Annotated in this window: 25 protein-coding genes and 1 pseudogene; 2 read left to right on the top strand and 24 right to left on the bottom strand. The window is 46.4% G+C overall.

The genetic code is table 11. The features are described from left to right. Positions 1 to 3: 3 nt before the first annotated feature. The 20 genes and pseudogenes from rplV to HMPREF3090_RS04860 form a co-directional block, all read right to left on the bottom strand. Complete coding sequence (gene rplV / locus HMPREF3090_RS04950) at positions 4 to 357, bottom strand: 50S ribosomal protein L22 (protein ID WP_067973036.1); 354 nt, start codon at positions 355 to 357, stop codon at positions 4 to 6. A gap of 21 nt (positions 358 to 378) precedes the next feature. Then, on the bottom strand, positions 379 to 657 hold the full coding sequence (gene rpsS, locus HMPREF3090_RS04945; protein WP_067973039.1) for a 30S ribosomal protein S19: 279 nt from the start codon (positions 655 to 657) through the stop codon (positions 379 to 381). A gap of 39 nt (positions 658 to 696) precedes the next feature. Then, positions 697 to 1,527, bottom strand: coding sequence for a 50S ribosomal protein L2 (rplB, locus tag HMPREF3090_RS04940; RefSeq protein WP_067973042.1), 831 nt, complete (start codon positions 1,525 to 1,527; stop codon positions 697 to 699). Between the two features lie 18 nt (positions 1,528 to 1,545). Continuing rightward, on the bottom strand, positions 1,546 to 1,839 hold the full coding sequence (rplW, locus tag HMPREF3090_RS04935; protein ID WP_067973045.1) for a 50S ribosomal protein L23: 294 nt from the start codon (positions 1,837 to 1,839) through the stop codon (positions 1,546 to 1,548). Next, the gene (rplD, locus tag HMPREF3090_RS04930) at positions 1,839 to 2,462 is read right to left on the bottom strand and encodes a 50S ribosomal protein L4 (protein ID WP_067973048.1); all 624 of its coding nucleotides are present in this window, start codon (positions 2,460 to 2,462) and stop codon (positions 1,839 to 1,841) included. The genes rplW and rplD overlap by 1 nt, the downstream gene beginning before the upstream one ends. 26 nt (positions 2,463 to 2,488) lie before the next feature. Beyond that, positions 2,489 to 3,124 (bottom strand): 50S ribosomal protein L3, encoded by a 636-nt coding sequence (rplC, locus tag HMPREF3090_RS04925; protein WP_067973051.1) that lies wholly within the window; start codon positions 3,122 to 3,124, stop codon positions 2,489 to 2,491. 77 nt (positions 3,125 to 3,201) lie between these two features. Further along, the gene (gene rpsJ, locus HMPREF3090_RS04920; protein ID WP_067973054.1) at positions 3,202 to 3,510 is read right to left on the bottom strand and encodes a 30S ribosomal protein S10; all 309 of its coding nucleotides are present in this window, start codon (positions 3,508 to 3,510) and stop codon (positions 3,202 to 3,204) included. Positions 3,511 to 3,854: 344 nt separating this feature from the next. Beyond that, a complete protein-coding gene (locus HMPREF3090_RS04915) occupies positions 3,855 to 5,138 on the bottom strand; it encodes an NADPH-dependent oxidoreductase (protein WP_070486081.1) in 1,284 nt (427 codons plus the stop codon). Further along, positions 5,138 to 5,764, bottom strand: coding sequence for an NADPH-dependent FMN reductase (locus HMPREF3090_RS04910; RefSeq protein ID WP_070486079.1), 627 nt, complete (start codon positions 5,762 to 5,764; stop codon positions 5,138 to 5,140). Before HMPREF3090_RS04910 ends, HMPREF3090_RS04915 begins: the two co-directional genes overlap by 1 nt. A gap of 23 nt (positions 5,765 to 5,787) precedes the next feature. Then, the gene (locus HMPREF3090_RS04905; protein ID WP_067976538.1) at positions 5,788 to 6,699 is read right to left on the bottom strand and encodes an FAD:protein FMN transferase; all 912 of its coding nucleotides are present in this window, start codon (positions 6,697 to 6,699) and stop codon (positions 5,788 to 5,790) included. 44 nt (positions 6,700 to 6,743) lie between these two features. Further along, complete coding sequence (locus HMPREF3090_RS09590; protein ID WP_256364775.1) at positions 6,744 to 7,088, bottom strand: YbaN family protein; 345 nt, start codon at positions 7,086 to 7,088, stop codon at positions 6,744 to 6,746. A 152-nt stretch (positions 7,089 to 7,240) separates the two neighbouring features. After that, positions 7,241 to 8,304, bottom strand: a pseudogene (locus HMPREF3090_RS04900) (acyl-CoA dehydrogenase family protein). 12 nt (positions 8,305 to 8,316) lie between these two features. Beyond that, positions 8,317 to 8,865, bottom strand: a complete 549-nt coding sequence (locus tag HMPREF3090_RS04895) for a carboxymuconolactone decarboxylase family protein (RefSeq protein ID WP_067973067.1) — start codon at positions 8,863 to 8,865, stop codon at positions 8,317 to 8,319. 211 nt (positions 8,866 to 9,076) lie between these two features. Beyond that, positions 9,077 to 9,757: a 2,3-bisphosphoglycerate-dependent phosphoglycerate mutase gene (locus HMPREF3090_RS04890; RefSeq protein WP_067973071.1), complete on the bottom strand. Its 681-nt coding sequence runs from the start codon at positions 9,755 to 9,757 to the stop codon at positions 9,077 to 9,079. A gap of 109 nt (positions 9,758 to 9,866) precedes the next feature. Next, positions 9,867 to 10,259 carry an SseB family protein gene (locus HMPREF3090_RS04885; protein WP_067973075.1) on the bottom strand — a complete coding sequence of 131 codons (393 nt, stop codon included), beginning with the start codon at positions 10,257 to 10,259 and terminating at the stop codon, positions 9,867 to 9,869. 562 nt (positions 10,260 to 10,821) lie between these two features. Beyond that, entirely contained in the window at positions 10,822 to 12,009 is a 1,188-nt protein-coding gene (gene tuf / locus HMPREF3090_RS04880; protein ID WP_067973078.1) for an elongation factor Tu, read from the bottom strand. A 163-nt stretch (positions 12,010 to 12,172) separates the two neighbouring features. Then, positions 12,173 to 14,263 (bottom strand): elongation factor G, encoded by a 2,091-nt coding sequence (gene fusA / locus HMPREF3090_RS04875; RefSeq protein ID WP_067973080.1) that lies wholly within the window; start codon positions 14,261 to 14,263, stop codon positions 12,173 to 12,175. Between the two features lie 208 nt (positions 14,264 to 14,471). After that, complete coding sequence (gene rpsG, locus HMPREF3090_RS04870; protein WP_067973083.1) at positions 14,472 to 14,942, bottom strand: 30S ribosomal protein S7; 471 nt, start codon at positions 14,940 to 14,942, stop codon at positions 14,472 to 14,474. A gap of 24 nt (positions 14,943 to 14,966) precedes the next feature. After that, the gene (gene rpsL, locus HMPREF3090_RS04865; protein ID WP_067973086.1) at positions 14,967 to 15,380 is read right to left on the bottom strand and encodes a 30S ribosomal protein S12; all 414 of its coding nucleotides are present in this window, start codon (positions 15,378 to 15,380) and stop codon (positions 14,967 to 14,969) included. A 464-nt stretch (positions 15,381 to 15,844) separates the two neighbouring features. Beyond that, on the bottom strand, positions 15,845 to 18,550 hold the full coding sequence (locus HMPREF3090_RS04860; RefSeq protein WP_067973089.1) for a GW dipeptide domain-containing protein: 2,706 nt from the start codon (positions 18,548 to 18,550) through the stop codon (positions 15,845 to 15,847). A 281-nt stretch (positions 18,551 to 18,831) separates the two neighbouring features. On the opposite strand from HMPREF3090_RS04860, the gene HMPREF3090_RS04855 reads away from it, so the two are divergent. Next, positions 18,832 to 19,680 carry an ABC transporter ATP-binding protein gene (locus tag HMPREF3090_RS04855; protein WP_067973091.1) on the top strand — a complete coding sequence of 283 codons (849 nt, stop codon included), beginning with the start codon at positions 18,832 to 18,834 and terminating at the stop codon, positions 19,678 to 19,680. Then, positions 19,673 to 20,368 carry an ABC transporter permease gene (locus tag HMPREF3090_RS04850; RefSeq protein WP_067973094.1) on the top strand — a complete coding sequence of 232 codons (696 nt, stop codon included), beginning with the start codon at positions 19,673 to 19,675 and terminating at the stop codon, positions 20,366 to 20,368. Before HMPREF3090_RS04855 ends, HMPREF3090_RS04850 begins: the two co-directional genes overlap by 8 nt. Before the next feature lie 163 nt (positions 20,369 to 20,531). On the opposite strand, the gene lysS is transcribed toward HMPREF3090_RS04850, so the two are convergent. The 4 genes from lysS to hslO form a co-directional block, all read right to left on the bottom strand. Beyond that, positions 20,532 to 22,055, bottom strand: a complete 1,524-nt coding sequence (gene lysS / locus HMPREF3090_RS04845) for a lysine--tRNA ligase (RefSeq protein WP_101603701.1) — start codon at positions 22,053 to 22,055, stop codon at positions 20,532 to 20,534. A gap of 73 nt (positions 22,056 to 22,128) precedes the next feature. Continuing rightward, on the bottom strand, positions 22,129 to 23,124 hold the full coding sequence (dusB, locus tag HMPREF3090_RS04840; protein WP_067973102.1) for a tRNA dihydrouridine synthase DusB: 996 nt from the start codon (positions 23,122 to 23,124) through the stop codon (positions 22,129 to 22,131). 75 nt (positions 23,125 to 23,199) lie between these two features. Further along, on the bottom strand, positions 23,200 to 24,096 hold the full coding sequence (locus tag HMPREF3090_RS04835) for a pyridoxal-phosphate dependent enzyme (protein WP_067973104.1): 897 nt from the start codon (positions 24,094 to 24,096) through the stop codon (positions 23,200 to 23,202). A 14-nt stretch (positions 24,097 to 24,110) separates the two neighbouring features. Beyond that, positions 24,111 to 24,992: an Hsp33 family molecular chaperone HslO gene (gene hslO / locus HMPREF3090_RS04830; protein ID WP_067976541.1), complete on the bottom strand. Its 882-nt coding sequence runs from the start codon at positions 24,990 to 24,992 to the stop codon at positions 24,111 to 24,113. Positions 24,993 to 25,028: the final 36 nt, after the last annotated feature.

Raw genomic sequence — 25,028 nt, 5'->3', positions numbered from 1 at the left:
TAATTATTCCTCCCCTGCTTCTTTTACCACAACAGTGATGTGACTAGTACGCTTGTTAATTCTTGATGCGCCACCTTTTGCACGAGGGCGGAAACGTTTCATTGTAGGCCCTTCGTTCACATATGCTTCACTGATAAATAATTTGCTAACATCTAAGTCATAGTTGTGTTCTGCATTTGCGATTGCAGAGTTCAACACTTTCTCGATTACAGGCGATGCTGCACGAGGAGTGTTCTTTAGAATAGCAATTGCTTCGCCGACTGTCTTGTTACGGATTAAATCAATAACTAAGCGTGCTTTGCGAGCAGAGATGCGAACTGTTCTTGCAGTTGCTTTTGCAGTTGTTTGTTCTGCCATTATTTATTTCCTCCCCTCATCTTAACGACGTGTTGCTTTATCGTCTTTCGCATGTCCACGATAAGTACGTGTTGGTACAAATTCACCTAATTTGTGGCCAACCATGTCTTCTTGAATGTAAACTGGTACGTGTTTGCGTCCATCATAAACAGCGATGGTTAACCCGATGAAGTTAGGGAAAATTGTTGAACGACGTGACCAGGTTTTGATTACTGATTTTTTATCGGCATCTTGCTGTGCTTCCACTTTTTTCATTAAATGGTCGTCACAGAAAGGCCCTTTCTTAATACTACGGCTCATATATTTGGCTCCTTTCGTATCTCCTATTTAATGGAAGTGCTATTTGTTGCGACGACGAACAATAAGTTTATTGCTGCGTGCGTTCTTATCACGAGTCTTGATCCCACGAGCAGGTTTGCCCCAAGGTGTCATTTGAACCTTACGTCCGATTGGTGCACGACCTTCACCACCACCGTGAGGGTGATCGTTAGGGTTCATTACAGAACCACGAACAGTTGGGCGTTTGCCTAACCAGCGTGAGCGACCTGCTTTACCAACAGTTACTAGTTCGTGTTGTTCATTACCAACTGAACCAACTGTTGCCCGGCAAGTGCCTAAGATCATACGAACTTCGCCTGAGCTTAATTTAACTAATACGTATTTGTCTTCTTTACCCAATACTTGAGCGCTAGTCCCAGCTGCACGAACTAATTGGCCACCTTTACCTGGCTTAGTTTCGATGTTGTGGATAACAGTACCCACTGGGATAGAGCGTAATGGAAGTGCGTTACCTACTTTGATGTCGGCATTTTCACCAGACATGATGCGGGTCCCTACTTTAAGGCCCTTAGGTGCAATGATGTAGGCTTTCACACCGTCAGTGTAGTGGATTAAAGCAATGTTTGCTGAACGGTTTGGATCGTATTCGATTGCTTTAACTACACCTTCGATATCATCTTTATTACGTTTGAAGTCGATAATACGGTAAGCTTGCTTGTGGCCGCCTCCGTGGTGACGAACTGTGATGCTACCACGGTTGTTACGACCTGCGCGCTTGCTTTGTTTTTCTAAGAGTGTTTTCTCAGGAGTCGATTTGGTGATTTCTGAGAAGTCATAACCTGACATGTTACGACGACCATTAGAAGTAGCTTTATATTTTTTAATCGCCACGTTCGTTTCCTCCTATTCTTATTCTGCGTCTTCTGCGCCGAAGATTTCGATTGCGTCGCCTTCAGCTAAAGTTACGATTGCTTTACGGGTTTTACGCGTGTAACCAGCGTAACGACCCATACGTTTTAATTTACCTTTCACGTTCATGATGTTTACTTTAACAACAGTTACGTCAAAGATTTCTTCGATGGCATGTTTAACTGCTGCTTTATTGGCGTTTACATCAACTTCGAAGGTATATTTGTTTTCGTCCATGGCATCCATAGATGCTTCAGTGATGACTGGACGTTTGATAATGTCATGTGCTGTCATTATGCAAGTACCTCCTCTAGATCAGAAAGTGCAGATTGCGTAATGATAACTTTTTCGTTATTTACGAGGTCATAAACGTTCACGTTCTTTTCGTCTACAACGGTTACCTTAGCCAAGTTACGGGCAGCACGAGCTGCTTCTTGGTTGTCGGCATCGATTACGGCAAGCACTTTGCTGTCAACATTTAAGTTGTTTAATACGGCTTTGAATTCTTTAGTTTTCGCTTGTTCGAAGTTTAAAGCGTCCACAACGATTAAATTACCTTCAGCAACTTTTTGTGATAACACAGATTTAAGTGCTAAACGACGTACCTTGCGAGGTAATTTATATTGGTAAGAGCGTGGAGTTGGTCCGAATGCGCGGCCACCGCCTACCCATTGAGGAGAACGGATTGAGCCTTGACGTGCACGGCCAGTCCCTTTTTGACGCCATGGTTTACGGCCACCGCCGCTTACTTCACCACGTGATTTCACATCGTGGGTCCCTTGGCGTAAAGAAGCTTGTTGCATAATTACAACATCATAGATTGCGTTTTCGTTAGGTTCAATTGCGAACACGTTGTCGTTTAATGTGATTTCGCCTGCTTGTGAACCATCTTGTTTAAATACTGTTACATTAGCCATTCTGAAATTCCTCCCTTCCTCAATTATTAGGCTTGTGCGCTGTTAGCAGTTTTGATTTCTACTAATGATTTCTTAGCACCTGGTACGTTACCTTTAATTAAGATAGCGTTTTGGTCAACTAAGACTTTAACGATTTCTAGGTTTTGGATTGTTACGGTGTTGCCACCCATGCGGCCTGGAAGAGCTTTGCCTTTGAATACTTTAGAAGCATCAGAAGCCATACCCATTGAACCAGCTGCGCGGTGGTAATGTGAACCGTGTGACATTGGACCACGTTGTTGACCATGACGTTTGATCGCGCCTTGGAAACCTTTACCTTTAGAGGTTCCGGTTACATCGACAATGTCGCCTGCTTGGAAGATATCCACCGTTACTTCTTTACCTACTTCGTACTCTCCAAGCTCAACATTACGAAATTCGCGAATGAAGCGCTTAGGAGTAGTTTCTGCTTTTGCTACATGACCTTTTTCAGGTTTGTTAGCTAATACTTCACGTTTATCGTCGAAACCTAATTGCACTGCTTCGTAACCATCTGTTTCATTAGATTTTACTTGCAACACAACGTTAGGAGTTACTTCGACAACAGTTACAGGAACTAATTCACCTGACTCAGTGAAGTATTGCGTCATCCCTACTTTTTTACCTAAGATTCCTTTAGTCATGATTACACCTCCGTAATTTTTTTAATTTTGATAACTATATGAATGCGAAGTTATACAACTTCTCTAGGATAATGGAATTAAAGTTTAATTTCAATGTTAACGCCTGACGGTAAGTCTAATTTCATTAGCGCATCAACCGTCTTAGGTGTTGGGTTTACGATATCCACTAAACGTTTGTGGGTACGTAGTTCGAATTGTTCACGGGAATCTTTGTACTTGTGAGTCGCACGGATTACGGTGAATAATGAACGTTCAGTTGGAAGTGGAACTGGTCCAGCAACCTCTGCCCCTGTACGTTTTGCTGTTTCTACGATTTTTTGTGCTGATTGATCAAGTGCACGGTGTTCGTAAGCTTTTAAGCGGATACGAATTTTTTGTTTTGCCATGTTTGTTTCCTCCTCGTCAGTTTTTATAAATTGACTTGCTCCGCGTAAATGACCGGCCCGCCCTCTATGGCAAAGCGTCCGGGCGTGTCGCAACCTTACGCATCAAAGCTCCTCAACCCATTGATTTATATGGGTTTGCGCCCTTTCTGGTGGGCACTCGTAATATTATACAGATACTTAATGGATATTTCAAGCTTTTTCGCGATTTTTTTATATTTCTTTCTAAGACTTAAAAACCAAGTATTTGTAGGCAACGCTACCTAGTGAGTCGCAATGACTTTTGAGTGATCTAAATAAGAAAAAACCTCCCCAGTTTCCCAGGGAGGCTTAGCCCGATGATATGCTTATACTTCTGAAGCACCAGAATCAATATCCGTTTCACCACTTGCTTGTGCTTCACTAGCACCTGAAGAAAGATCGGTTGTCTCTTCACTGTCACTAGCTCCACTATCGGCATCTGAATCTTTTGCGTCGTCTGTGCCCCAAGCACCACCCATGGAAGCACCAGAATCTGCATCAGTTGAACCCACTAGCTCTTGGCCAGTTTGTTCTAAGTACCAATCAATCACAGGTTGTAAGTCGAGGACGTGTTCGTTGATCCCCCGATACTTGCCGTCTTCGTCATGCATGGCCACATAGTTGTGGACCACATAATGATCTTTGTGGATTGGCACATGGACATGGACCCCATCCAGGTTCCCTGAACGGAGTTGGGAGATGACCCAGGAAACATTCTTATAGGTCCGTGGCGGGGGAACGTTGCCTAGAGGTTTCCCAACATCCGGTTCAAAGCGAGAGGCGAACATCTCTTCACCTGGCTTGTTCCGGTTGTAATAGAGGTATTGGTTATTTTCATCCGCATAGGTTAATTCTAGAGGGATGGTTTTCAGGAACCAATTGAGTTGGTCGACTGTCAGTAGACCGCGGTCTAATTTCACATAGGTGTCCCCTGACACTGCGCCCACTTTCTCCGCTGCTTTCTCCACCCATTCTGGGTCGGTCATATCGACCCCCTCAATTGTTGTATCCGTTCCCTTCTGAGCGGTTAGGTCCTCATCTGGGAAGCTGTGGGTGTATTCCAGTGGTTTGAGGGCATCGACATACTTGATAAATTTCTTTAAGGATTCACGAAGGAAATTAGCCGTTTCTTGGTCCTTCAAGCGTCCTTCGGCATCAAAAGCTGTTTGGCAATTCCCCAAGAGGAATTCTTGACCCGGCATAACCAGGGCGTCGATGCCTGGCGCTTCTAAAATTTGACGGAGGTGGAGCTGAGACCGAGAAGTCCCCTGGTCTAAATAAGAGGCCCCCACAATCTTAACCGGCTTATTCTTAAGCGGATGAACGGTAAAGGATAGCCATTCCAATAAGCTCTTCAAGGGCCCAGGGATGGTATGGTTATGCTCTGGCACTGCGATAATTACCCCATCTGCTTGGAGAATTTTACGATTGATAGTGTGCAGAGGGCCTTCCACCATAAGTTCTGGATGGTCTTGGTTGAAGAGGGGGAGGTGTTTAATCTCTACAATTTCCAAATCAAATAGGTCATCAAATTCGGATTGAATATAATGAAGTAATTGGCGATTATATGACTTATCACCTGCTGATCCAACAATTCCTACTATTCTCATTAGGCGTCTCCTTTCTCTGCTTCATCTTGCCAGGAGAAGTTCTTCACTTCTGCCTTAACATCTGCATTATTCGCTACAAATTCATTCGTATTATCAATATATCTAAGGAAAGAATCAAACATCTCTTCCAGCTGCTTAACCTCCCCAGGATCCTTCAAAGCGCCATCTTCATCGAAGGCTTGCAAGGAGAAACCAAGTAAGAATTCTTCATTCGGCATAACACGCGACCGAATATCTGGCGAATCCAGGATCTGACGCAGGTGCATCTGAGCCCGGGAAGAGCCCAATCGACCATATGAAGCGCCAGTGATCATCACCGGTTTATCAGCCAGTGGGTATTGGTGGTAGGACAACCAGTGCAAGGCATTGGTTAGGACTGAGGTAATCGAATGATTATACTCCGGCGTACTGATGACCACCCCATCGGCTTGGTCGATTCGCTCGCCAATCTTAAGGGCGAGTTCTGGCACCTTGCCCTCCTCATTTTTAGCAAAGAGGGGCAGACCATCGATCTCAATGATATCGAATTGGGCCTGGTCTTTGAAGTGGTCCTTCATATAGTTTAAAAGATCCCGGTTGGTTGATTGCTTCGAATTAGTGCCAACAATGGCTGCAATTTTTTTCATAACTGCCTTCCTTTCTATATAGCTTATTTCAAAACTTGTAAATGATCTAAGAGGCCGCGGCTAGCAAGGAGACGACCTTGCTTATCGATAACGAGGGCCTGATAGTCTTTGGCTTGGGCTAATTCTGCTTGGATTTCGGTCAAGCTTAGTGGGTAGAGCCGGGTGGTCCAAACCTCTGCCATCACCGACTGGTCAGCCAGCACACTCACACTCGCCAGTTCATTCTCCACGGGGTAACCCGTCCGGCTGTCAAAAATATGCTGGTAAGAATGGCCATCGACGTCCAACTTGCGCTCATAGCCTCCTGAAGTGACCACAGATTGGTTGTGGACCTGGAGGACAGCACAGTTCTGACCTCTTGGCTTGCGGGGGTCTTGGATGCCAATCCGCCAATCCCTAAGCTCCGGCCGTTTGGGTGGAGGGCCATAAACCTTGACATTGCCTCCCAGGTTAATCATGGCCGACTGGGCACCAGCTTGGATAAAATCGTCCATAATCTGGTCCGCAAAATAGCCCTTGGCCAGTGCCCCTAGGTCGATCTCCATCCCTTGCCTAGCGAGGTAAACTTCATGGCTGGCCTCATTCAACGCAATTTGCCTGGGGTCAATCCTTTCCAAACAAGCTTCGATTGCTTGGTGACTAGGCTTATGAGCTCCTTCAAAACCTATCCCCCAAAGCTTGACTAAGGGGCCAATGGCAATATTTAAGCGGCCCTTAGAAGCAATGCTCTCTGCCTTACCTAGCTTAATCAATTCAAAGAGATCTGGATCGACTGCCCGAGCAGAGCGGCCTGCCCTCTGGTTGACCTGCATCAATTGTGAATTGGGATCATTGGCCGAGAAACGCTCATTATAATCATAGAGCTTTTGGACCGCCCGCGCTAGAAGAGCCTTAGCTTGGTCATGGCGGACATAGAGATCAATCCAGGTACCCATCAGGCGAATCCTTGTCTTCTCTTCTTTCACTGTTATCCCTCCTCTTAACGAATGGTCTTAATACGGAAGAAGAGGAAGTAGCCAAAACACAAGCCACAGATGATGATGAAAACCCGTACTGGCCACAGGGGAACGAAGTAAATCGAAATTCCCATGACCAAGTAAGTAAAGATTAGAATCTGCCATTTCTTCCGCCAGCGAATTCCACCCGTTCGCTGATATTCTCCCACATAAATCTGGTAAAGCCGGGTGCTCTCCAACCATGCACGAAAACGCTCAGAACTTCTGGCAAAGAACCAGGCTGAAAGCAGCAAGAGGGGCGTTGTCGGCAGGACTGGCAGGACGACTCCGATGGCTCCAATTATGAAGGAAAGAAAACCCAGAACGATATAAAGTCTTCTTTTAATGCGATCCTCTCCTCTCTATATAATTTTGGTCTTTATCCCTAGTTTATCATAAGACGGGAACTTAACCTACTGAGAAGCCAAGCAAAAAAGACGAGAGTGGAAACTCCCGTCTATCGAAGGTTCTATTTGACTAATTAATTGACTTGGAGGATATGGCGCAATTGCACCGCACTTGGAGAAACAATGGGTAGGAAGGCCCCCTCATTCCAACGGCGGATAAAACCTGACTCGGCTGCTTTGAAATAAGTTGCTCCACCGCCCGCTTGAAGTTCGAGCAAGAGGCTTTGGGCGACCACATCCACAATATCAATCCGCAATTGGAAGAGTTCACGCGGCCGCTCAACAAAGTAATGGGGATTCTCTAGGCCTTGGTAAAGCTCATCTTTAATGCGGTTGAGCTCAGACAAGGCGTCATGGTATTCCTCTTCAAGCACCCAGCGCCGGTCGAGATTGTCTTCCACTTCAGACAGGGACTTCTCAGCTAAGCCAAATGCTAGTCCAAATTGGAAGCCAAGGAAGGCCGGACGGTTCTCTTTAAGAAAGTCACCAGCATCATCCGCAAGGACCCAGTTCTTATCCAAAACCACGCCGTCGAAGGTCAAGGCTGCCGTATTGGAGCCTTGGAGGGAAACAAATTCTAAGTCCCGCGACCGGTGGAAGTTAGCTGCATTGGATGGAATGGCCAGGACAATCGGCGACCGTTCTTCCTCTTCAAAGCCAGCCACGAAAATCGTAATAAAGTCGCGGGCACGGGCATTGGTGACCCAGGGCAGACGGCCGTATAGCTTGTAAGCCTCCCCTTCCTTACGAATGGTCACGTTCAGGTCTTCTAATTCTGATAGATGTTTAACCGCATTGGATAAGGCCGTAGCCCCTGCATATTCTCCTGTCAACAGACGGTCTAAATAGCGATCGCGGAAGAAGGCATTGTCACTATGGAGGATATTGTCAATGAAGGTGCGGTGGCCCCAGGAGATAAAGGCTGCGGTTAAGGAATGTTGAGCTAATTCAGCTAGCACTTCAACCACGTCTTGGAGCTTCCCCCAGTCCCGCCGAATGCTTCAGGAACCCCAACCCGGAAGGCCCCTTCAGCCGCAATGCGTTCCAAGAGGTCATCGCCGTAGCGTCCAGATTCCTGGTCAATAAGATCAGCGTGCGCGTCTAAATAGCTAATGAATTCATCTGAGAAAAATGACATGACAAGCCCTCCTTAAGCGTATTCCTGAAGTTCTGGATTAATCGGTGTCTTCGCCAGATTATTCGCATAATTGCAGAGTGTAGCCAAACTGACCCCTAATACGACTTCTAAGGCAGCTTGTTGGTCATAGCCAGCTGCAAAAAAATTGGCCAAGTCTTGGTCGCTCACCTTGCCCCGATCTTGGATAAGGGCCCGCGTAAAGTTAGCCAAGGCGTCTAACTTCTGGTCACTCACAATGGGACTTTGGTCTTTTAATTCTTTTAGGAGCTTCGGATCAATATCTAGCTGCTTAACTGCAAGGGCAGTGTGACCTGCCACACAAAAATCGCAACCGTTGCGGCGGGCGGCTGTAATCTGTACCACTTCGCGTTCCAGGGGAGATAGGCTGGTCTTGTGATTAATGGCCCCTACTTTACGGTAGGCTTCCAAACTAGCTGGAGCATTCGCTAAGAGTCCAATCAAGTTAGGAATATAGCCTTTGTTTTCCTTATAGACCGTTTCTAAAACTTTTTTCGATTTTTCTGGAGCACTTTCAATGGTATGGATGGTAAATTCTGACATGCAAATCACACTCTTTCTCTTTGGATTATACTTACTTTATCATAGTGACTTGCTCTTGGATAATACTGTCTTTAGCTCAAAACTGATCGCCTATTGAAAATGATGAATTAACGATCAAGGCTAATCATTTTCCTTACTATTTATAAGCTGGTGCCAGCTAAAGCAACAATAAAAACAGCCCCTAAAGGCTGCTTTTATTGGATTTATTAGTTTATTCTGATTTCAAGATCTGGCGTGATCGAATTTCTAAATCGGAGTTTAGATCATAGACGATAGGTTGGGCGTTGGGTATTTCAACACCTTCAATGGCATCGTCCGAAATATTTTCGATATATTTAACCAGGGCCCGCAAGCCGTTGCCGTGACCGACAATCAGGACATTTTTCCCTGATTTAAGGGCTGGAGCCAGCTCATCCTGCCAGTAGGGAGCAAGGCGCTCTAAGGTATCCTTGAGCGATTCCCCTGCCCGGAGCGATCCTTGGTCCAAGTGGGCGTAGCGTGGGTCTTGGATGCCCGCCGGATCGACTGGTGGGCGCACATCGTAAGTCCGACGCCAGGCATGGACCTGGTCTTCCCCGTATTTTTCTTTCATCGCGCTTTTATTGTGGCCTTCCAAAGCCCCATAATGTCGACCATTCAGCCGCCAGTTCTTCTGGTAGGGCACATAGAGCTGGTCCATAGCAGATAGGACAAAGTAGCTGGTCTGGATAGCCCGGCTGAGTAAGGAACTGTAAGCCACATCCACGTGTATATTCGCTGCTTTTAGGAGGCAGCCGGCTTGGTAGGCATCTGCCTTGCCTTGGTCGGTTAAGGGCGAATCATACCAACCAGTAAAGAGATTCGCTAGGTTGGCTTCACTCTGCCCATGTCGTATTAAGATTAGTTTCATCATAATCCCTCATCTTGTTTAAAATCAAGCCAACCCTTCATTGCCAGGGCTAGCCCCTTAGCCTTTATTTTACACCAATCCAATTGGCCTGAAAAGGACCGCTGGAAGGAAGCTAAGTCCGGGCAATCTTTTGAATCAGCTCGCGGGTAAATTTGATATGGTCTGTATTATTATTGATCATAAAGCCTGCCAGTTGGGGATTATCTTTCTCATCCATAAACATGGCGGCTAGGTCAGCGTAAGCGAGGTCTTTAGTGTTTAAAGGACCCAAATCAGCCAAGACCGCTTCCAAACCGCGCGGTGTAAAAACCGCCAAGTAGGTTAAAGCATCTGGGCTCTTCACCGTAATCAAACGTTCTTGTTCTCCAGCTCGTGCGCCATCTTGGTCTTTGGCAAGCAGAACCTGGAACTGACTTTTTTGAACAGCTTGGAGTAAGGCTAGGGTATTAGCCCCCGTCTTCTCTTCCTTATAGCGATCAATTACAGCTTCAATATCCTTTGTCATCAATAGGCCCCCTTTTCTCTCCATAAAATATAGCATGATTTACTAGCGAGGACAAATATTTAAAGGGGTTATCGTCAAGATAAGCCTTTATTTTCTTTAAATTATCTATAGAATTTAAAGAATATTAGCGAATTTTAAAAATGCTTACAGCGCTTATATATTTGGATTTAATTTTTAATTCATTGAGATTAAAATTTGCTTTTTATTTATGAGCAGGAGTGGAGCTTTGAATTTAATCGTTAGCCGTGACAAAAGCAAGCGATGTGAATTAGGGATAGTTGGCGCTAGCCTTACTAGCCCTTTGAAGCTCGCTAGGCGAGAGACCAAGGCTCGAACCGATGCCATGCTTTAGCCGTTGGAGCTTTAGCGACTTACGGATAAAGTACAAGACGGCTTTAGCCAGTGTTGATCCTCTAAATATTTAACGATTAAATTCAAAAGCAAAACGGATGCTCACGAACAAAGTGTGGTAAAGATCTCAAAGAATAAATAAAAAGAGGGCCGAAGCCCCCTTTTTCGTCTGATCATATTTAACTTAAGTGTCAGGAAATGAATACTTTAATTAAGCATCAATTTTTGATACAACGCCGGCACCAACAGTGTGGCCACCTTCACGAATAGAGAAGTTTGTACCTTCTTCGATCGCAACTGGGTTGATCAATTCAACTGACATTGTAACGTTGTCACCAGGCATAACCATTGGTGTATCTTCTGGAAGAGTGATAACACCAGTGATGTCTGTTGTACGGAAGTAGAATTGTGGACGGTAGTTAGATAGGAATGGCGTATGACGGCCACCTTCTTCTTTAGTCAACACGTATACTTCTGCTTCGAACTTAGTATGTGGTGTGATAGTTCCTGGTGCAGCTAATACTTGACCACGTTCGATGTTTTCACGAGTTACCCCACGTAGTAAGGCACCAACGTTGTCACCAGCTTCTGCGTAGTCAAGAGTCTTACGGAACATTTCAAGACCAGTAACAGTTGTCTTAGTGATATCTGGGTTGATACCAACGATTTCAACTTCGTTACCAACTTCAACTTTACCACGTTCAACACGGCCAGTAGCAACTGTACCACGACCAGTGATTGAGAACACGTCTTCAACTGGCATCATGAATGGTTTATCAGTGTCACGTTCTGGAGTTGGGATGTATTCATCAACAGCATCCATTAATTCCATGATCTTGTCTTCGTATTTTTCGTCGCCTTCAAGGGCTTTAAGAGCAGAACCAGCGATGATTGGTGTATCGTCACCTGGGAAGTCGTATTCTGATAAGAGGTCACGAACTTCAAGTTCTACTAATTCTAGTAATTCTTCGTCGTCAACCATGTCGCATTTGTTTAAGAATACAACGATGTAAGGAACCCCTACTTGACGAGCTAACAAGATGTGTTCACGAGTTTGAGCCATTGGGCCGTCAGTTGCAGCAACTACTAAAATCGCGCCGTCCATTTGAGCAGCACCAGTGATCATGTTCTTAACGTAGTCCGCGTGCCCTGGGCAGTCAACGTGAGCATAGTGACGGTTAGCTGTTTCGTATTCGATGTGTGAAGTATTGATTGTAATACCACGTTCTTGCTCTTCTGGAGCGTTATCGATTGCAGCGTAGTCTTTAGCTTCACCAAAGCCTTTTTTAGCTAATACAGTAGCGATAGCTGCTGATAAAGTAGTTTTACCGTGGTCAACGTGACCAATAGTACCGATATTAACGTGTGGTTTTGAACGATCAAAATGTTCTTTTGCCATTTTTTAAATTTCCTCCTCAGAATTTAAGCAATATTATCCATAATAATCTACTATAGATTGAATGATTATATTATAAGAGGGACAGGGGCTAAAGTCAAGAAAACTTGCTCAATTTGCCCCGTCAACTCTTACTTTGTCAAGGGTTAAGTCTTAGGCTTTAAGACTATTCGCCGCCCTTACCGTATTTAGCGACAATTTCGTCACCAACGGATTTAGGAACTGGTTCATAGTGGTCAAAAGCCATAGTGAAGGTACCGCGACCTTGAGTTGCAGAACGTAGGGTTGTTGCATAACCGAACATTTCTGAAAGTGGTACCATGGAGTGAATTTGGATAGCGTTTCCGCGTGGTTCTTGACCTTCAATACGGCCACGACGAGCAGAAACGTGTCCCATAACATCCCCTAGGTATTCATCAGGAACAACCACGTCAACCTTCATCATTGGTTCAAGGATAACGGCCCCAGCGTCTTTAGCTGCATTACGTAATGCAAGAGAAGCAGCAACCTTGAAGGCAGACTCACTAGAGTCGACATCGTGGTAAGAACCATCGTAAAGTTTCGCCTTCACGTCAACTAATGGGAAGCCTGCAAGAACACCATTTTCCATAGCGTCTTTCAAACCAGCTTCAACTGAAGGGATGTATTCACGAGGAACAACCCCACCGACGATAGCGTCTTCGAATTCGAAGCCAGCGCCTTCTTCATTAGGTGTGAATTCGATCCATACATCACCGTATTGACCTTTACCACCAGACTGACGTACGAACTTACCTTGAGCCTTAGTTTCTTTAGTGAAGGTTTCACGGTAAGAAACTTGTGGTGCACCTACAGAAGCTTCAACGTTGAATTCACGTTTCAAACGGTCAACGATGATGTCCAAGTGCAATTCACCCATCCCGGCGATAATGGTCTGACCAGTTTCTTGGTCAGTTGTCGCACGGAAGGTAGGGTCTTCTTCAGCTAACTTAGCAAGCGCTAATTGCATCTTATCTTGGTCAGCCTTGGTATTTGGTTCAATCGCAACTTCGATAACAGGTTCTGGGAATTCCATACGTTCGAGAATAATTGGTGTCTTAGTATCACACAAAGTATCCCCCGTCGTCGTATTCTTCAAACCAACAGCTGCTGCGATATCACCAGAGAAGACTTCATCAACTTCAGAACGTGAGTTAGCGTGCATGAAGAGGATACGACCAACACGTTCACGTGTGTCTGATGTCGCGTTTAGAACGTAAGAACCAGCTTCAAGCGTACCTGAGTACACGCGGAAGAAAGTTAGACGACCAACATAAGGGTCAGTCATGACCTTGAAAGCTAAGGCTGAGAATGGTGCGTCATCATTTGCACGAACTTCGAAGGTATGTTCTGGATCATTAGCCATTTCTGCTTCGATTGGTGGTACATCAGTTGGTGCTGGTAAGTAGTCAATTACCGCATCCAACATCATTTGAACACCCTTGTTCTTGAAGGCAGACCCACACATTACTGGGAAGAAGTCTAAAGCTAAGGTTGCTTTACGGATAGCAGCCTTTAATTGGTCTTCAGAGATTTCTTCGCCTTCGAGGTAAGCCATCATTAAATCTTCATCTGTATCAGCGATAGCTTCAACGAGGTCTGTACGCCATTCTTCGGCTTGTTCTTGGTATTCTTCTGGAATTTCAGTTTCTTCAATTTCAGTACCAAGGTCATCTTTGTAGATTTCAGCCTTCATGGTTACCAAGTCAATGATGCCAGTGAAGTTATCTTCAGCACCAATTGGTAATTGGATAGGGTGTGCATTTGCACCTAGGCGGTCTCTAATTGTGCTTACAGCATATAAGAAGTCTGCGCCTAGCTTATCCATCTTGTTAGCGAAAACGATACGTGGAACATGGTAAGTATCTGCTTGACGCCATACAGTTTCAGTTTGAGGTTCTACCCCTGATTGCGCGTCAAGTACTGTTACCGCACCGTCCAATACACGTAGAGAACGTTCAACTTCAACTGTGAAGTCCACGTGCCCTGGCGTATCGATGATGTTTACACGGTAACCCTTCCATTGAGCGGTTGTAGCCGCTGAGGTGATGGTAATCCCACGTTCTTGTTCTTGTTCCATCCAGTCCATTTGTGAAGCCCCTTCGTGAGTTTCACCGATTTTATGGATCTTACCAGTATAGTACAAGATACGTTCAGTCGTTGTGGTCTTACCAGCATCGATATGGGCCATGATTCCGATATTTCTTGTTTTCTCAAGAGGGAATTCTCTTTTAGCCATTTATTCTAACTCCTTTTCAATTTAGTCAACAGAGGCTGGCTCTGCTACTTATATTATAACGTTAATTATACTAAAGTGATAGCGTCAGACTTGAAAATCTACCACTTTTTGCATTTCCGTATAAAAGTTACGGAGCATTGAGTGAATGCTGATGATATAGCCAATAAATAAAGCAGCCAAGTGGAGGCAGGCCCCACTCGCTCCTCTCTTACCAGCGGAAGTGTGCGAAGGCCTTGTTGGCTTCTGCCATGTTGTGGGCAGTTTCGCGTTTACGAACAGCAGCCCCTGTGTTGTTAGCAGCGTCCATGATTTCACGCGCTAAACGAACTTCCATGGTACCTTCACCACGGTCGCGAGCTGCACCAACTAACCAACGTAGAGCTAAAGTTTGTCCACGGTCTGGGCGCACTTCAACTGGAACTTGGTAGTTAGCCCCACCGATACGGCGAGCTTTAACTTCAAGCAATGGTTTGATGTTTTCAAGTGCTTCTTCGAAGACTTCCATTGCTTCACGACCAGTTTGTTCTTTAATGCTGTCGAATGCTTTGTATAAGATAGAAGCTGCTTTACCCCGTTTACCATCGATCATCAAACGGTTGATCAAGCGAGTTACTACTTTTGAATTGTAAATTGGATCTGGTAATACATCACGTTTTGCGATATGTCCTTTACGTGCCATTTAAACTCCTCCTTTCGCCTTTTCTTATTCCTTAGGTTTCTTCGTACCGTATTTAGAACGGCTTTGGCGACGACCGTCAACACCGGCAGTGTCGAGTGCGCCACGAACGATGTGGTAACGAACCCCTGGTAAGTCTTTTACCCGGCCCCCACGAATAAGCACAACGCTGTGTTCTTGTAGGTTGTGGCCGATACCTGGGATGTAGGCAGTTACTTCGATAAGGTTAGAAAGACGAACACGCGCATACTTACGTAAAGCGGAGTTAGGTTTCTTAGGTGTCATTGTCCCAACACGGGTACATACCCCACGTTTTTGTGGAGAGTTGTTATGTGTTGGTTTCTTCTTCATTGAGTTATAACCACGTCCTAAAGCAGGAGATTTTGATTTTTCTGTGCTTGATTTACGTGGTTTACGTACTAGCTGATTAATAGTAGGCATTTACTACTGCTCCTCCTTTCCCAATAATTGGGAGATTCTTTTTAAGTCCACACACCCTGGTGTGTCATTTTACTGTAAAAAAGAAATAACCGATCCATGATCGATTAACTTTCCTACTTCTGTGCATTAATGTATGGCAGTCAGCACGACTGTATCACTAATAACAGGAATCTGTATACAAAAAGCACCTTTGATAGAATACCACGTTGCCATTTCATTGTCAAACTTTTTCGCAAGATTTTCTTTTGAAGTTTCATATAGATAAAAAGAGACCGGAAGCTATGTCCCGGTCTCTTTAGATAAATCAAATAAGCCTTAAAGACTTCTGTCGCACTCTACTGGAAACCTGCTTCAAAAGTCAGTCCAGGCTTCCACTTCATAAACGATATCCGAGCCTCTAGCAAGGCTCTCCTAGCCTTTACTCCAGTGTAAGCAGGCCTAAGCGACTTTTGGCGCACTCTTCTTTAATAAAGGGTCTTGAAGTAGGTGTCTACGGCGCTACCGATGGCTTTGACCATCTTTTGTTGGTAGGAAGGCGTAGCGACTTTTTGGAGTTCGTTATAGTTATCAATGAAGCCGAGTTCAATTAAGACGGCTGGCACCATAGTTTCACGAACGACAGCGAAGGTGTTCCGTTTTACCCCACGGTTAATAGCCCCTGTGGCATTGATCAAGTTGTTTTGAACCAAGCCAGCAATATAGCGGCTGTTGGTCAGGCGTTGGGCATCATTGTGGTAGTTACCATTAATGGTGGATGGGTAACCTGTTGTGTATTCATAATAGAAGGTTTCGATCCCGCTTTGGGCCCCGTTAGCTGACGCATTGTGGTGGATAGATAGGAAGAGGTCCGCATTGGATTGGTTGGCATCGGCTGACCGGCCAGTGAGTGACACATACTGGTCGCCCGTCCGGCTGAGGATCAATTCATAGCCGCGTTGGCGGAGGTCAGTTGCTAATTGGTTGGTGAAGTTGAGGTTCAGGTTCTTCTCTAAGTAACCATAAGCTGCGGCCCCTGTCTCTGCCCCACCGTGTCCAGCATCTAGGTAGATGACCTTGCGCCCATCACGTGAGCGGGCGAGGTCCATTGGCTGAGCCACGGCTTCGGGGATCCAGATGCGTTGGCCTGAGTAGAGATTACTTGGCGAAACATGCTTATTATAGTTTTGAAGGGCTTCCACACTAATACCGAAGTCACGAGCAATGGAATTCAAGGTATCCCCGTGTTGGACCGCATAGGCCACATCACGCACTTTAACACCCTTGGAAGTGCTTGGCTTTTGCTTGGTTTGAGGGGCTTGACGGGTCAAGGCTGCTGCATCAATCCAGCCCTTGGTCCCATCATTGAAGCGAACATGGGCCCAGTCGGCACGGTTGGTAGAAACTTCCTTGTCTACTTGAACAGATTGACCTTGGTAAGCCTTAGTCTCTTGACGGCTCTTGATGGTTTGGTAGCCTGGGATCCCCCATGGCTTAGAGTCCACGGTATGGTTGCCGTTCTTAATATAGGCGGTGTAGTTAACATCCTTCATCGGACTGGTGTAGGCATCTTCCTTACCGATAACGAGGCCTGCCCGGTCGAACCAGCCGCTGGTCCCATCCGCTAAAGTAATGTAGGCCCAGTTGGCACGGTTGGTGGAAACTTCCTTAGTGACCTTAACGTACTCGCCTTGGTGGCCTTTCATTTGTTGACGGCTTCTTAAAGTCTCGAAGCCATCAATCCCCCATGGTTTCGAATCGAGGGTATGGTTCCCTTGGACGATGGTTGCCGTATAGTTGACCTGTCTTTCAGCTGTGGTATAGCGGTCGCCCTTTTGCTTAGGCGCTGGGTTAGCCCCTGACTGAATACCAGCCTTGTCGAACCAACCGGCTAAACCATCTGCGAAGTTCACATAGACCCAGTCAGCCCGTGTGGTTGACACTTCCTTGGTGACCTTCACATCCTGACCTTGGTAAGCCTTCATCTGACCACGGCTGCGTAAGGTTTCATAACCAGGAGCACCCCATGGTTTGGAGTCTAAGGTGTGGTTGCCATTCTTAATATGGGCAGTATAGTTGACTTCTTTAATTGGGCTAGTGTAGGCATCGCCAGAGAAAGTAATCCCCTTGCGATCAATCCAACCGGAAACCGACCCATCGACTGCTTCAATATGGAGCCAGTCCCCGCGTGTCGTTGAGACAGCTTGGTCAATCTTGACCGCTTTGTTGCGGTAGTTCGGGTATTGTTGACGGGTCACTAGAGTCTGATAGCCGTAAATCCCCCATGGCTTGGAGTCGATGGTGTGGCTCTTACCTGTGATCCGGCCATAAGCCTTAAGCGATTCAGGTTCCGTCAGATACTTGTCCCCAGGTAATTTCTTAGATAGGGCATTGCGGTCCACCCAACCAGCTAAGCTATCCTGGAAGGTCACATAGGCCCAGTTCGCCCGTTCAGTTGAAACGAGTTTGCTGACCCTTACCACTTCGCCTTGGCGGTCATTCAAGTTGGTCTTCAAAGTCTTGAAACCAGCAGTCCCCCAAGGTAGGCTGTCCAGGGTATGGTTCCCACTGGCCAGGGTCATGCTTTCATTCACTTCCTTAACAGGGCTGGTGTAACGCTCACCCTTGCGGAGGGCCCGACGATCGGTCCAGCCTTCTTGGCCATCAGCAAAGGACACGCGGATCCAGTCTGCCCGCTTGGTCGCTGCTTCAGCATCTACCTTGGCGGCTTGACCATCATAGGATTTCAAATTATTCAGAATTGTTTCAAAGCCTTGCACGCCCCATGGCTTGGTATCTAAGGTATGTTGGGTACGGACAATAGTGCCATCATAAGATACTTTGTGGGGTTCAACCGTGTAGGCATCGCCCTTGTTTGCTTCATTTTTAGGCTGGCTTTCTTCAGTCTTAGTAGTTTCAGAAGCTTGGCCGGGTTCCTCATAAACAACTTTAGGGCCTTGATCCGTCTTCCCCGCTTGGTAGGTCGCCTTGACCTGGTCTTGGTCTTGGGCAGCTGCTTCTACTGCAGGTGTTTCTTCATTGACTTGGGTGTTTTCTTCTACAGGCGCCTTAACTTCTAAGGCATTGCTTCCCTCTTCAGCCGGCACTTCTTCCGCCTGAACATTTTGAGCGGTCACAATAAAGCTGGCTAGGGCCAGGTGTGACGCTAAAAATAAATAGGATCTTTTCTTCATACTTTAACTCTCCTAATTCTTATTAATATTCTTGCGTACACTTATTATATCGAATTCGAAAGAAGATTAGGGCTATTAAAGTATTTGTTAACAAATTGTAATCTTTTCTTGACAATTTTAAAGAAGTTTACGCTACTTACGGAAAATGATTTTCGCACATTTCCATAGCTTTAAAGTATATAATGCTTAAACTAGACAAATGAAAACGACTTATGTTACTATGGATTTACTTAATAAAATTTTAAAAACCTATCGGCATTTAGCCTCTAGAAGGGACAGTTATGACATCAAAAAAAGACAACATTATAAGTGTTAAAAACCTATCCAAGCGCTTTAAGGATACAGTGGCTCTTGACCAGATTAGTTTTTCTATCCAGGAAGGCGAAATCTTAGGTTTCCTAGGGCCTTCCGGTTCAGGCAAGACAACAACTATCAATATCCTCACCAAGCAACTGGCGCCAGACCAGGGAGATATCTACATCCTAGGCAAGCCTGTTGAACACTTAAGTTCTAATGATTTCAAGAATATTGGCATTATGAGTGACACCAGTGGTTACTATGAAAAGCTTTCCCTATTGGATAACCTGAGAACTTATGCGGATATCTTAAAGGCTGACTACAGCTATGTTGATTCGCTATTGAAGGAACTAGACCTCTATGAAGACCGCGATAAGCCAGCTGAGAAATTATCGACAGGGATGAAAAAAAGAATGTTGCTCATCCGCGCCCTTCTGAATAAGCCAGACTTGCTCTTCCTTGATGAACCCACTAGCGGCTTAGACCCTAGCACTTCAAGGAAAGTCCACCGCTTACTTGCCCGCTTAAAAGACCAAGGAACGAGTATCTTCTTTACCACCCATGATATGGACGAAGCTGAAAAGTTATGCGACAACCTAGTCTTATTGAACAAGGGAGAGATTGTTGAAGAGGGTGCCCCGAAAGATATTATTATGGCGCACACGACAGACCGCCAAGTTCGTTTAACTTATGCCGATAAAAGCAGTCAACAATTATCCTTCGATGACTGTGATCCGAATCTGACCAAGCAGAACGTCGTCGCTATCCATTCATGTGAACCGACTCTCGAAGACATCTTTATTCAAGTGACAGGAGAATCTTTATATGATTAATACCATTTCGTCTCTCATTAAACTTAGATCAAAATTAATTGTTAAAACACCAAATACACTTGTCCTTCTTCTAATGCCCCTCGGCTTTTCTCTGCTTTATAACGGGATGTTAAATAATAATGGAGAAAATGGCAGTGAAATCCTCTTTATTAGCTTGACCTTTACTTTTGGCCTCTCGATCGGAACTCTGATTACTAGCACAATCGGGGAAGAAAAAGAGAAAAACAGTTTGCGTTCCTTACGCTTAATTGGTGTTAAGAGTAGTGAATATATATTAGCTACTATCTTTTATCCTAGTGTAATTAGTCTTTTAGCGATTATCTTATATCCCGTCTTAATTGACGGTTGCAATTTGAGAGAGATGTCGCTTAACTACTTCGTCATCAGCGCCCTCACTGCCCTAGCCTGTATCCTATTCTATTTCCTGATTGCCTGGCTTTCATCCACTCAGTCTCAAGGGCAGATCAATAGTATCTTGGCCATGGTCCTGATTACTCTCGTTCCCATGTTCTCCCAAATGAATGAAACTTTACAATCTATCAATGAATATTCCTTCATGGCGGCCTTAACCCAGCTCTTGTCCGAACAAAAACAAGTCCAAATAGCTGATAGTAGTTTCATTGGCTTAGTCATTTGGATCATCAGCCTGTTTATTGCCAATATCTTCTTCTATCGGAAGAAAGCTTAGCTATAAACTTCCGGGTGTACAACATGTAGCTCACAACTTTTCTAACCAAGTGGGCTCAGCAGAGATTTTTATTCGAAACAACGAATAATCCCCCGCACCATCTCCCTCAATCAAAAAAGACCAGCCGCGCAAAAGGCGTGCTGGTCTTTTTCTTTACTATCAATTACTTATTCCGCATGGTTGGGAAGAGCAAGACGTCGCGGATGGATGAGGCATTGGTCATGATCATTACCATCCGGTCGATCCCGATACCCAATCCCCCTGTTGGTGGCATCCCGCTTTCCAGAGCTTCGATAAAGTCTTCATCATAAGGATGGGCTTCATCGTTGCCCGCTTCCTTCTCAGCCGCTTGGGCCGCGAAGCGTTCGCGCTGGTCGATTGGATCGGTTAACTCGGTAAAGGCATTCCCAGCTTCAGCTCCTGCAATGAAGGCTTCGAAGCGGTCGGTGAAGCGAGGATCTTCTTCATTGGTCCGAGCCAATGGGGAGATGGCCTTAGGATGGCCATAGACAAAGGTTGGCTGAATCAAGGTATCTTCAACAAAGTGTTCGAAGAATTCATTGATCACATGACCTACCGTATGATTATCTTCCACGGGAACCCCATGTTCTTTAGCCAGGTCGCGAGCTTCTTGGTCAGACATTTCTTGCCAGAAGTCCACACCGCAGGCCTCTTTAATGGCGTCTACCATATGGATGCGGGCCCATTTGCCACCGAACTCTAATTCATAGTCGCCATAAGTGACCTGGGTGGTTCCCAGTACTTCCTGGGCCACATGTTGGTAGAGGCCTTCCACCAAGTCCATCACGCCCGCCATATCACTAAAGGCTGTGTAGACTTCAAGTAGGGTAAATTCTGGGTTGTGGGTATGGTCAATCCCCTCATTACGGAAGACCCGGCCCACCTCGTAAACCTTCTCAAAGCCCCCAACTACTAAACGTTTGAGGTGGAGTTCCAGGGCGATGCGGAGGTAGAGGTCAATATCTAAGGCATTGTGGTGGGTGATAAAGGGACGTGCGCTCGCTCCCCCAGCCAAGTTATGGAGGGTTGGTGTTTCCACTTCCAAATAGCCTTGGTCATCCAAGAAGCGACGAACTTCACGGACAATCTTAGACCGTTTGACAAAGCGATCCATGCTTTCTGGATTGGTAATTAAATCCAGGTGGCGTTGGCGGTAGATCTGTTCCTTGTCTTGTAAGCCATGGTACTTGTCCGGTAGGGGACGGAGGGCCTTGGTTAGGTGGATCAATTCCTTGGCTTGAACGGATAATTCACCGGTATTGGTCCGCATTAATTTTCCGCGGATGCCTAGAATATCCCCCAGGTCTGACTTCTTCCAAATCGTATTATAGGCTTCTTCTCCGATTTCGTCTTTACGGACATAGATTTGGATTTGGCCGCTCATGTCTTGGACATGACCAAAACCAACTTTCCCCTTGCCGCGTTTGGTCATCAAACGCCCCGCAATGGCAACATCTAAGTCCTTCTCAGCAAGCTCTTCCTTGTCGAAGGCTTCGTAGCCCTCGTGCAATTCACCTGCTGTGTTTTCGCGTTGATAACCTGAAGCGAAGGGGTTAATCCCATGCTCTCTTAATTCATCAACTTTGGCACGGCGAACCTGCAATTGGTCAGTGCTCGATTCTGCTGTTTGGTTGACATTTTCCTTCGTCAAACTTCTCACTCCCATACTTTTATCGCTATTTCTATTATCTCCTACTATCTTGCCAATTTCTAGCCGAAATTGCAAGGTCTATTTGGGCCTAGCGCCCTTCTTTTGCTTCGCGTTCTAAGACTTGTTCTTGGAACTGGCTGAGTAGGCCCAGCACTTCGTCATAAGTGTCCGCTTGGGTGCAGGCTAGTTTCACCTTAGAGGCCCGGGAAATTCCTTTGAGATAGTAGCTCACCAGGCCACGGAATTCTTTGACACCGATGACTTCTCCCTTGAGATTAACTAGGCGTCGCAAGTGGTCTAGGGCCTCATCGATTCGTTCAGATCCCTTCTTCTCTGGCAGGAGTTCACCAGTCTCTAAGTAGTGGACCATGCGTTGGATGATGAAAGGATCCCCCAGACAGGCCCGGCCGACCATGACGCCGTCGACGCCATAATTATCTAGGGCCGCCTTGGCTTCTTCAGGGGTCCGGATATCGCCATTGCCGTAGAAAGGTACGGTCAATTCCTGGGCAACTTCAGCAATAATGTCCCAGTCGGCATGGCCACGGTACATCTGCTCGCGGGTCCGGCCGTGCATGGCAATCATAGAGACGCCTGCTTCCTCGGCAGCTCGAGCATTCTCCTTGGCCAGAATGTGGTCGGCGTCCCAGCCTGTCCGCATCTTCACCGAAACAGGCAGGTCGACTGCATCGACGACTGCCTTAATCCGGCAGTGGACTTCTTCAGGATCCAAGAGGCAGCGGGCGCCCGCATCAGTCTTCACAACCTTATTGACGGGGCAGCCCATATTAATGTCAATGATCGCTGCCTGGGTATTGTCTTGGACAAAGCGAGCGGCCTCAGCTAGAGACTCTTCAGACCCACCGAAGATCTGAACAGAGAGAGGCCATTCGCTCTCTTCAATATGGAGCATGGACAGGGTCTTTTTATTGCGGTAGTGGATGCCTTGGTCGGAGATCATCTCACAAACCACCAGTCCCGCGCCCATCTCCTTCACCATCACCCGGAAAGCCGCATTCGAAATACCAGCCATGGGGGCAACAGCGATCGGATTGGAGATGTCAATATTTCCTATTTTTATCATTCAGTCACCTTTTTCTCGATTCGTTTCTTCGTGCAAAGAAGCCGGGCATCCCCCAGCTTCTACTCATATTTATGCCTACACAGCCTCATAAACAGCAGTCACACTTACCACTACTTGACGGTCCTGGCCTAAGCGTTCAGCTAGGGCGAGGGCTCCAGCGACGGCTGCTCCACTTCCAGAGTCTACGATCAAGCCTTCGTTAATGGCTAAGGAACGCTGGCAGTGCAAAGCTTTGACCTCGTCCACGACGATAGTCTGGTCGAAGCAGGTCCGGTCCAGGCTAGCAGGGATAAAGCCGTAGCCAATCCCCGATAAGTGATGTTGGCCGGCGCTTTCCCCCGATAGGACAGCGGCTTGAGCGGGTTCCACAGCATAAATACCAACATCTTCCTTCTGCTCACACAAGGCCTGGGCAACTCCAGTCAGGGTACCACCCGTTCCGACCCCCGCCACAAAGGCATCCGGTACCCGGCCCAGGGCTTCAATAATCTCAGGACCTGTCGTTACTGCATGGATGCTTGGATTTGCTAGGTCAGAGAAGGGATCTAGGAAAGGCAGGTCATGGGCCAGAGCATAGGTCCTAGCAGCTTCCACTTGCTCGCTGAAACTTAGCTGACCATCCAGACTCTCAACCTGGGCACCTAGGGCCTGAATCTTTTCTGTCACTTCCGGCCGCCAAGCCTGACTGCGAAAGATTACCGCATCGAAGCCACGGATGGCAGCCAGGCTAGCCAGGCTGAGACCAAAGTAACCATCATCGATAGCAACGAAGGCACGTTTCTCATCGAAGGCTCCTTCCGCTTCTTTGACCTCCAGCATGTTCAAGGCTGCCCGGTCGCGCCCGCTGCCTGTCAAATTGCGGTTTTCAAGTTTGACATAGACATCCGCTGCACGGTAGGGGGTCGACCGCTGCAATTTAACCAAGGGCGTCCCCATAATTAATTGACTCAAATCTCGCTCTACAGCTGACATGCTCTCCTCCTCTTCTAGGCTCGTGCCTGGGCCGCAATGGCTCTCAGTTCATCCGCCGTAAATTCATAGGTTTTGTTACAGAAGTGGCAGACCGTTTCAGCGCCACCATCTTCTTCAATAATCGTTTCTAATTCTTGACTGCCGATTGCAGCTAGGCCTTGGGCAAAACGTTCCTTGGAACAGTCACACTTAAAGCTGACTTCTTCCTGACTCAAGATCTTGACCTGGTCTTGACCCAGCAAGCGATAAATCATCTCTTCTGGCGTCAAGCCCTGGCTGAGCAAGTCCGTCACTTGGGGCATGTCAGCGATACTTGCCTCAAGTTGATCGATAACTTCTTCGGAGCAGCCTGGCAAAACTTGAATCATCCAGCCGCCCGCACAAGCAATCGACTCATCTGGGTTCACAAGAACGCCCAGTCCAACAGCAGAAGGCACCTGTTCAGAAACTGTTAAATAATAGGTGAAGTCTTCGGCAATCTCGCCCGAAACCAGGGGCACTTGACCCTGGAAAGGTTCTTTTAAACCGAGATCTTTGATGACAGAAAAAGTTCCTTCCCTTCCAACTGCCCCGCGGACATCAATCTTGCCTTGGGCATTGGAATCGAGGCTGACATGGGGCTGGTCAATATAGCCCTTAACATGGCCTTGGCCATCTGCAGACACAACAATCTTACCCGCTGGTCCATTTCCGGCGATTTGCACCGTCATCTTGGCATCGTCTTTAATATCCGCAGCTAGGAGAAGGGTTCCTGCAAGGGTTCGTCCCAGAGCTGCACTAGAAGCGCTCCAAGAATCGTGTTTTTCTTGGGCGCTAGCAACCACCTGGCTAGCATCTACTGCACGTACACGGATCTGCCCGTCGAAGGCTGTGGCTTTAACTAATTGATCTGTCACTTCTTCACGTCCTTTTTTCATCTTTTCTTACAGATT

This window comes from Aerococcus sp. HMSC23C02, from assembly GCF_001806805.1.
Taxonomy (GTDB): Bacteria; Bacillota; Bacilli; order Lactobacillales; family Aerococcaceae; genus Aerococcus; species Aerococcus sanguinicola.
This window is presented reverse-complemented; position numbering and strand designations above follow the sequence as displayed.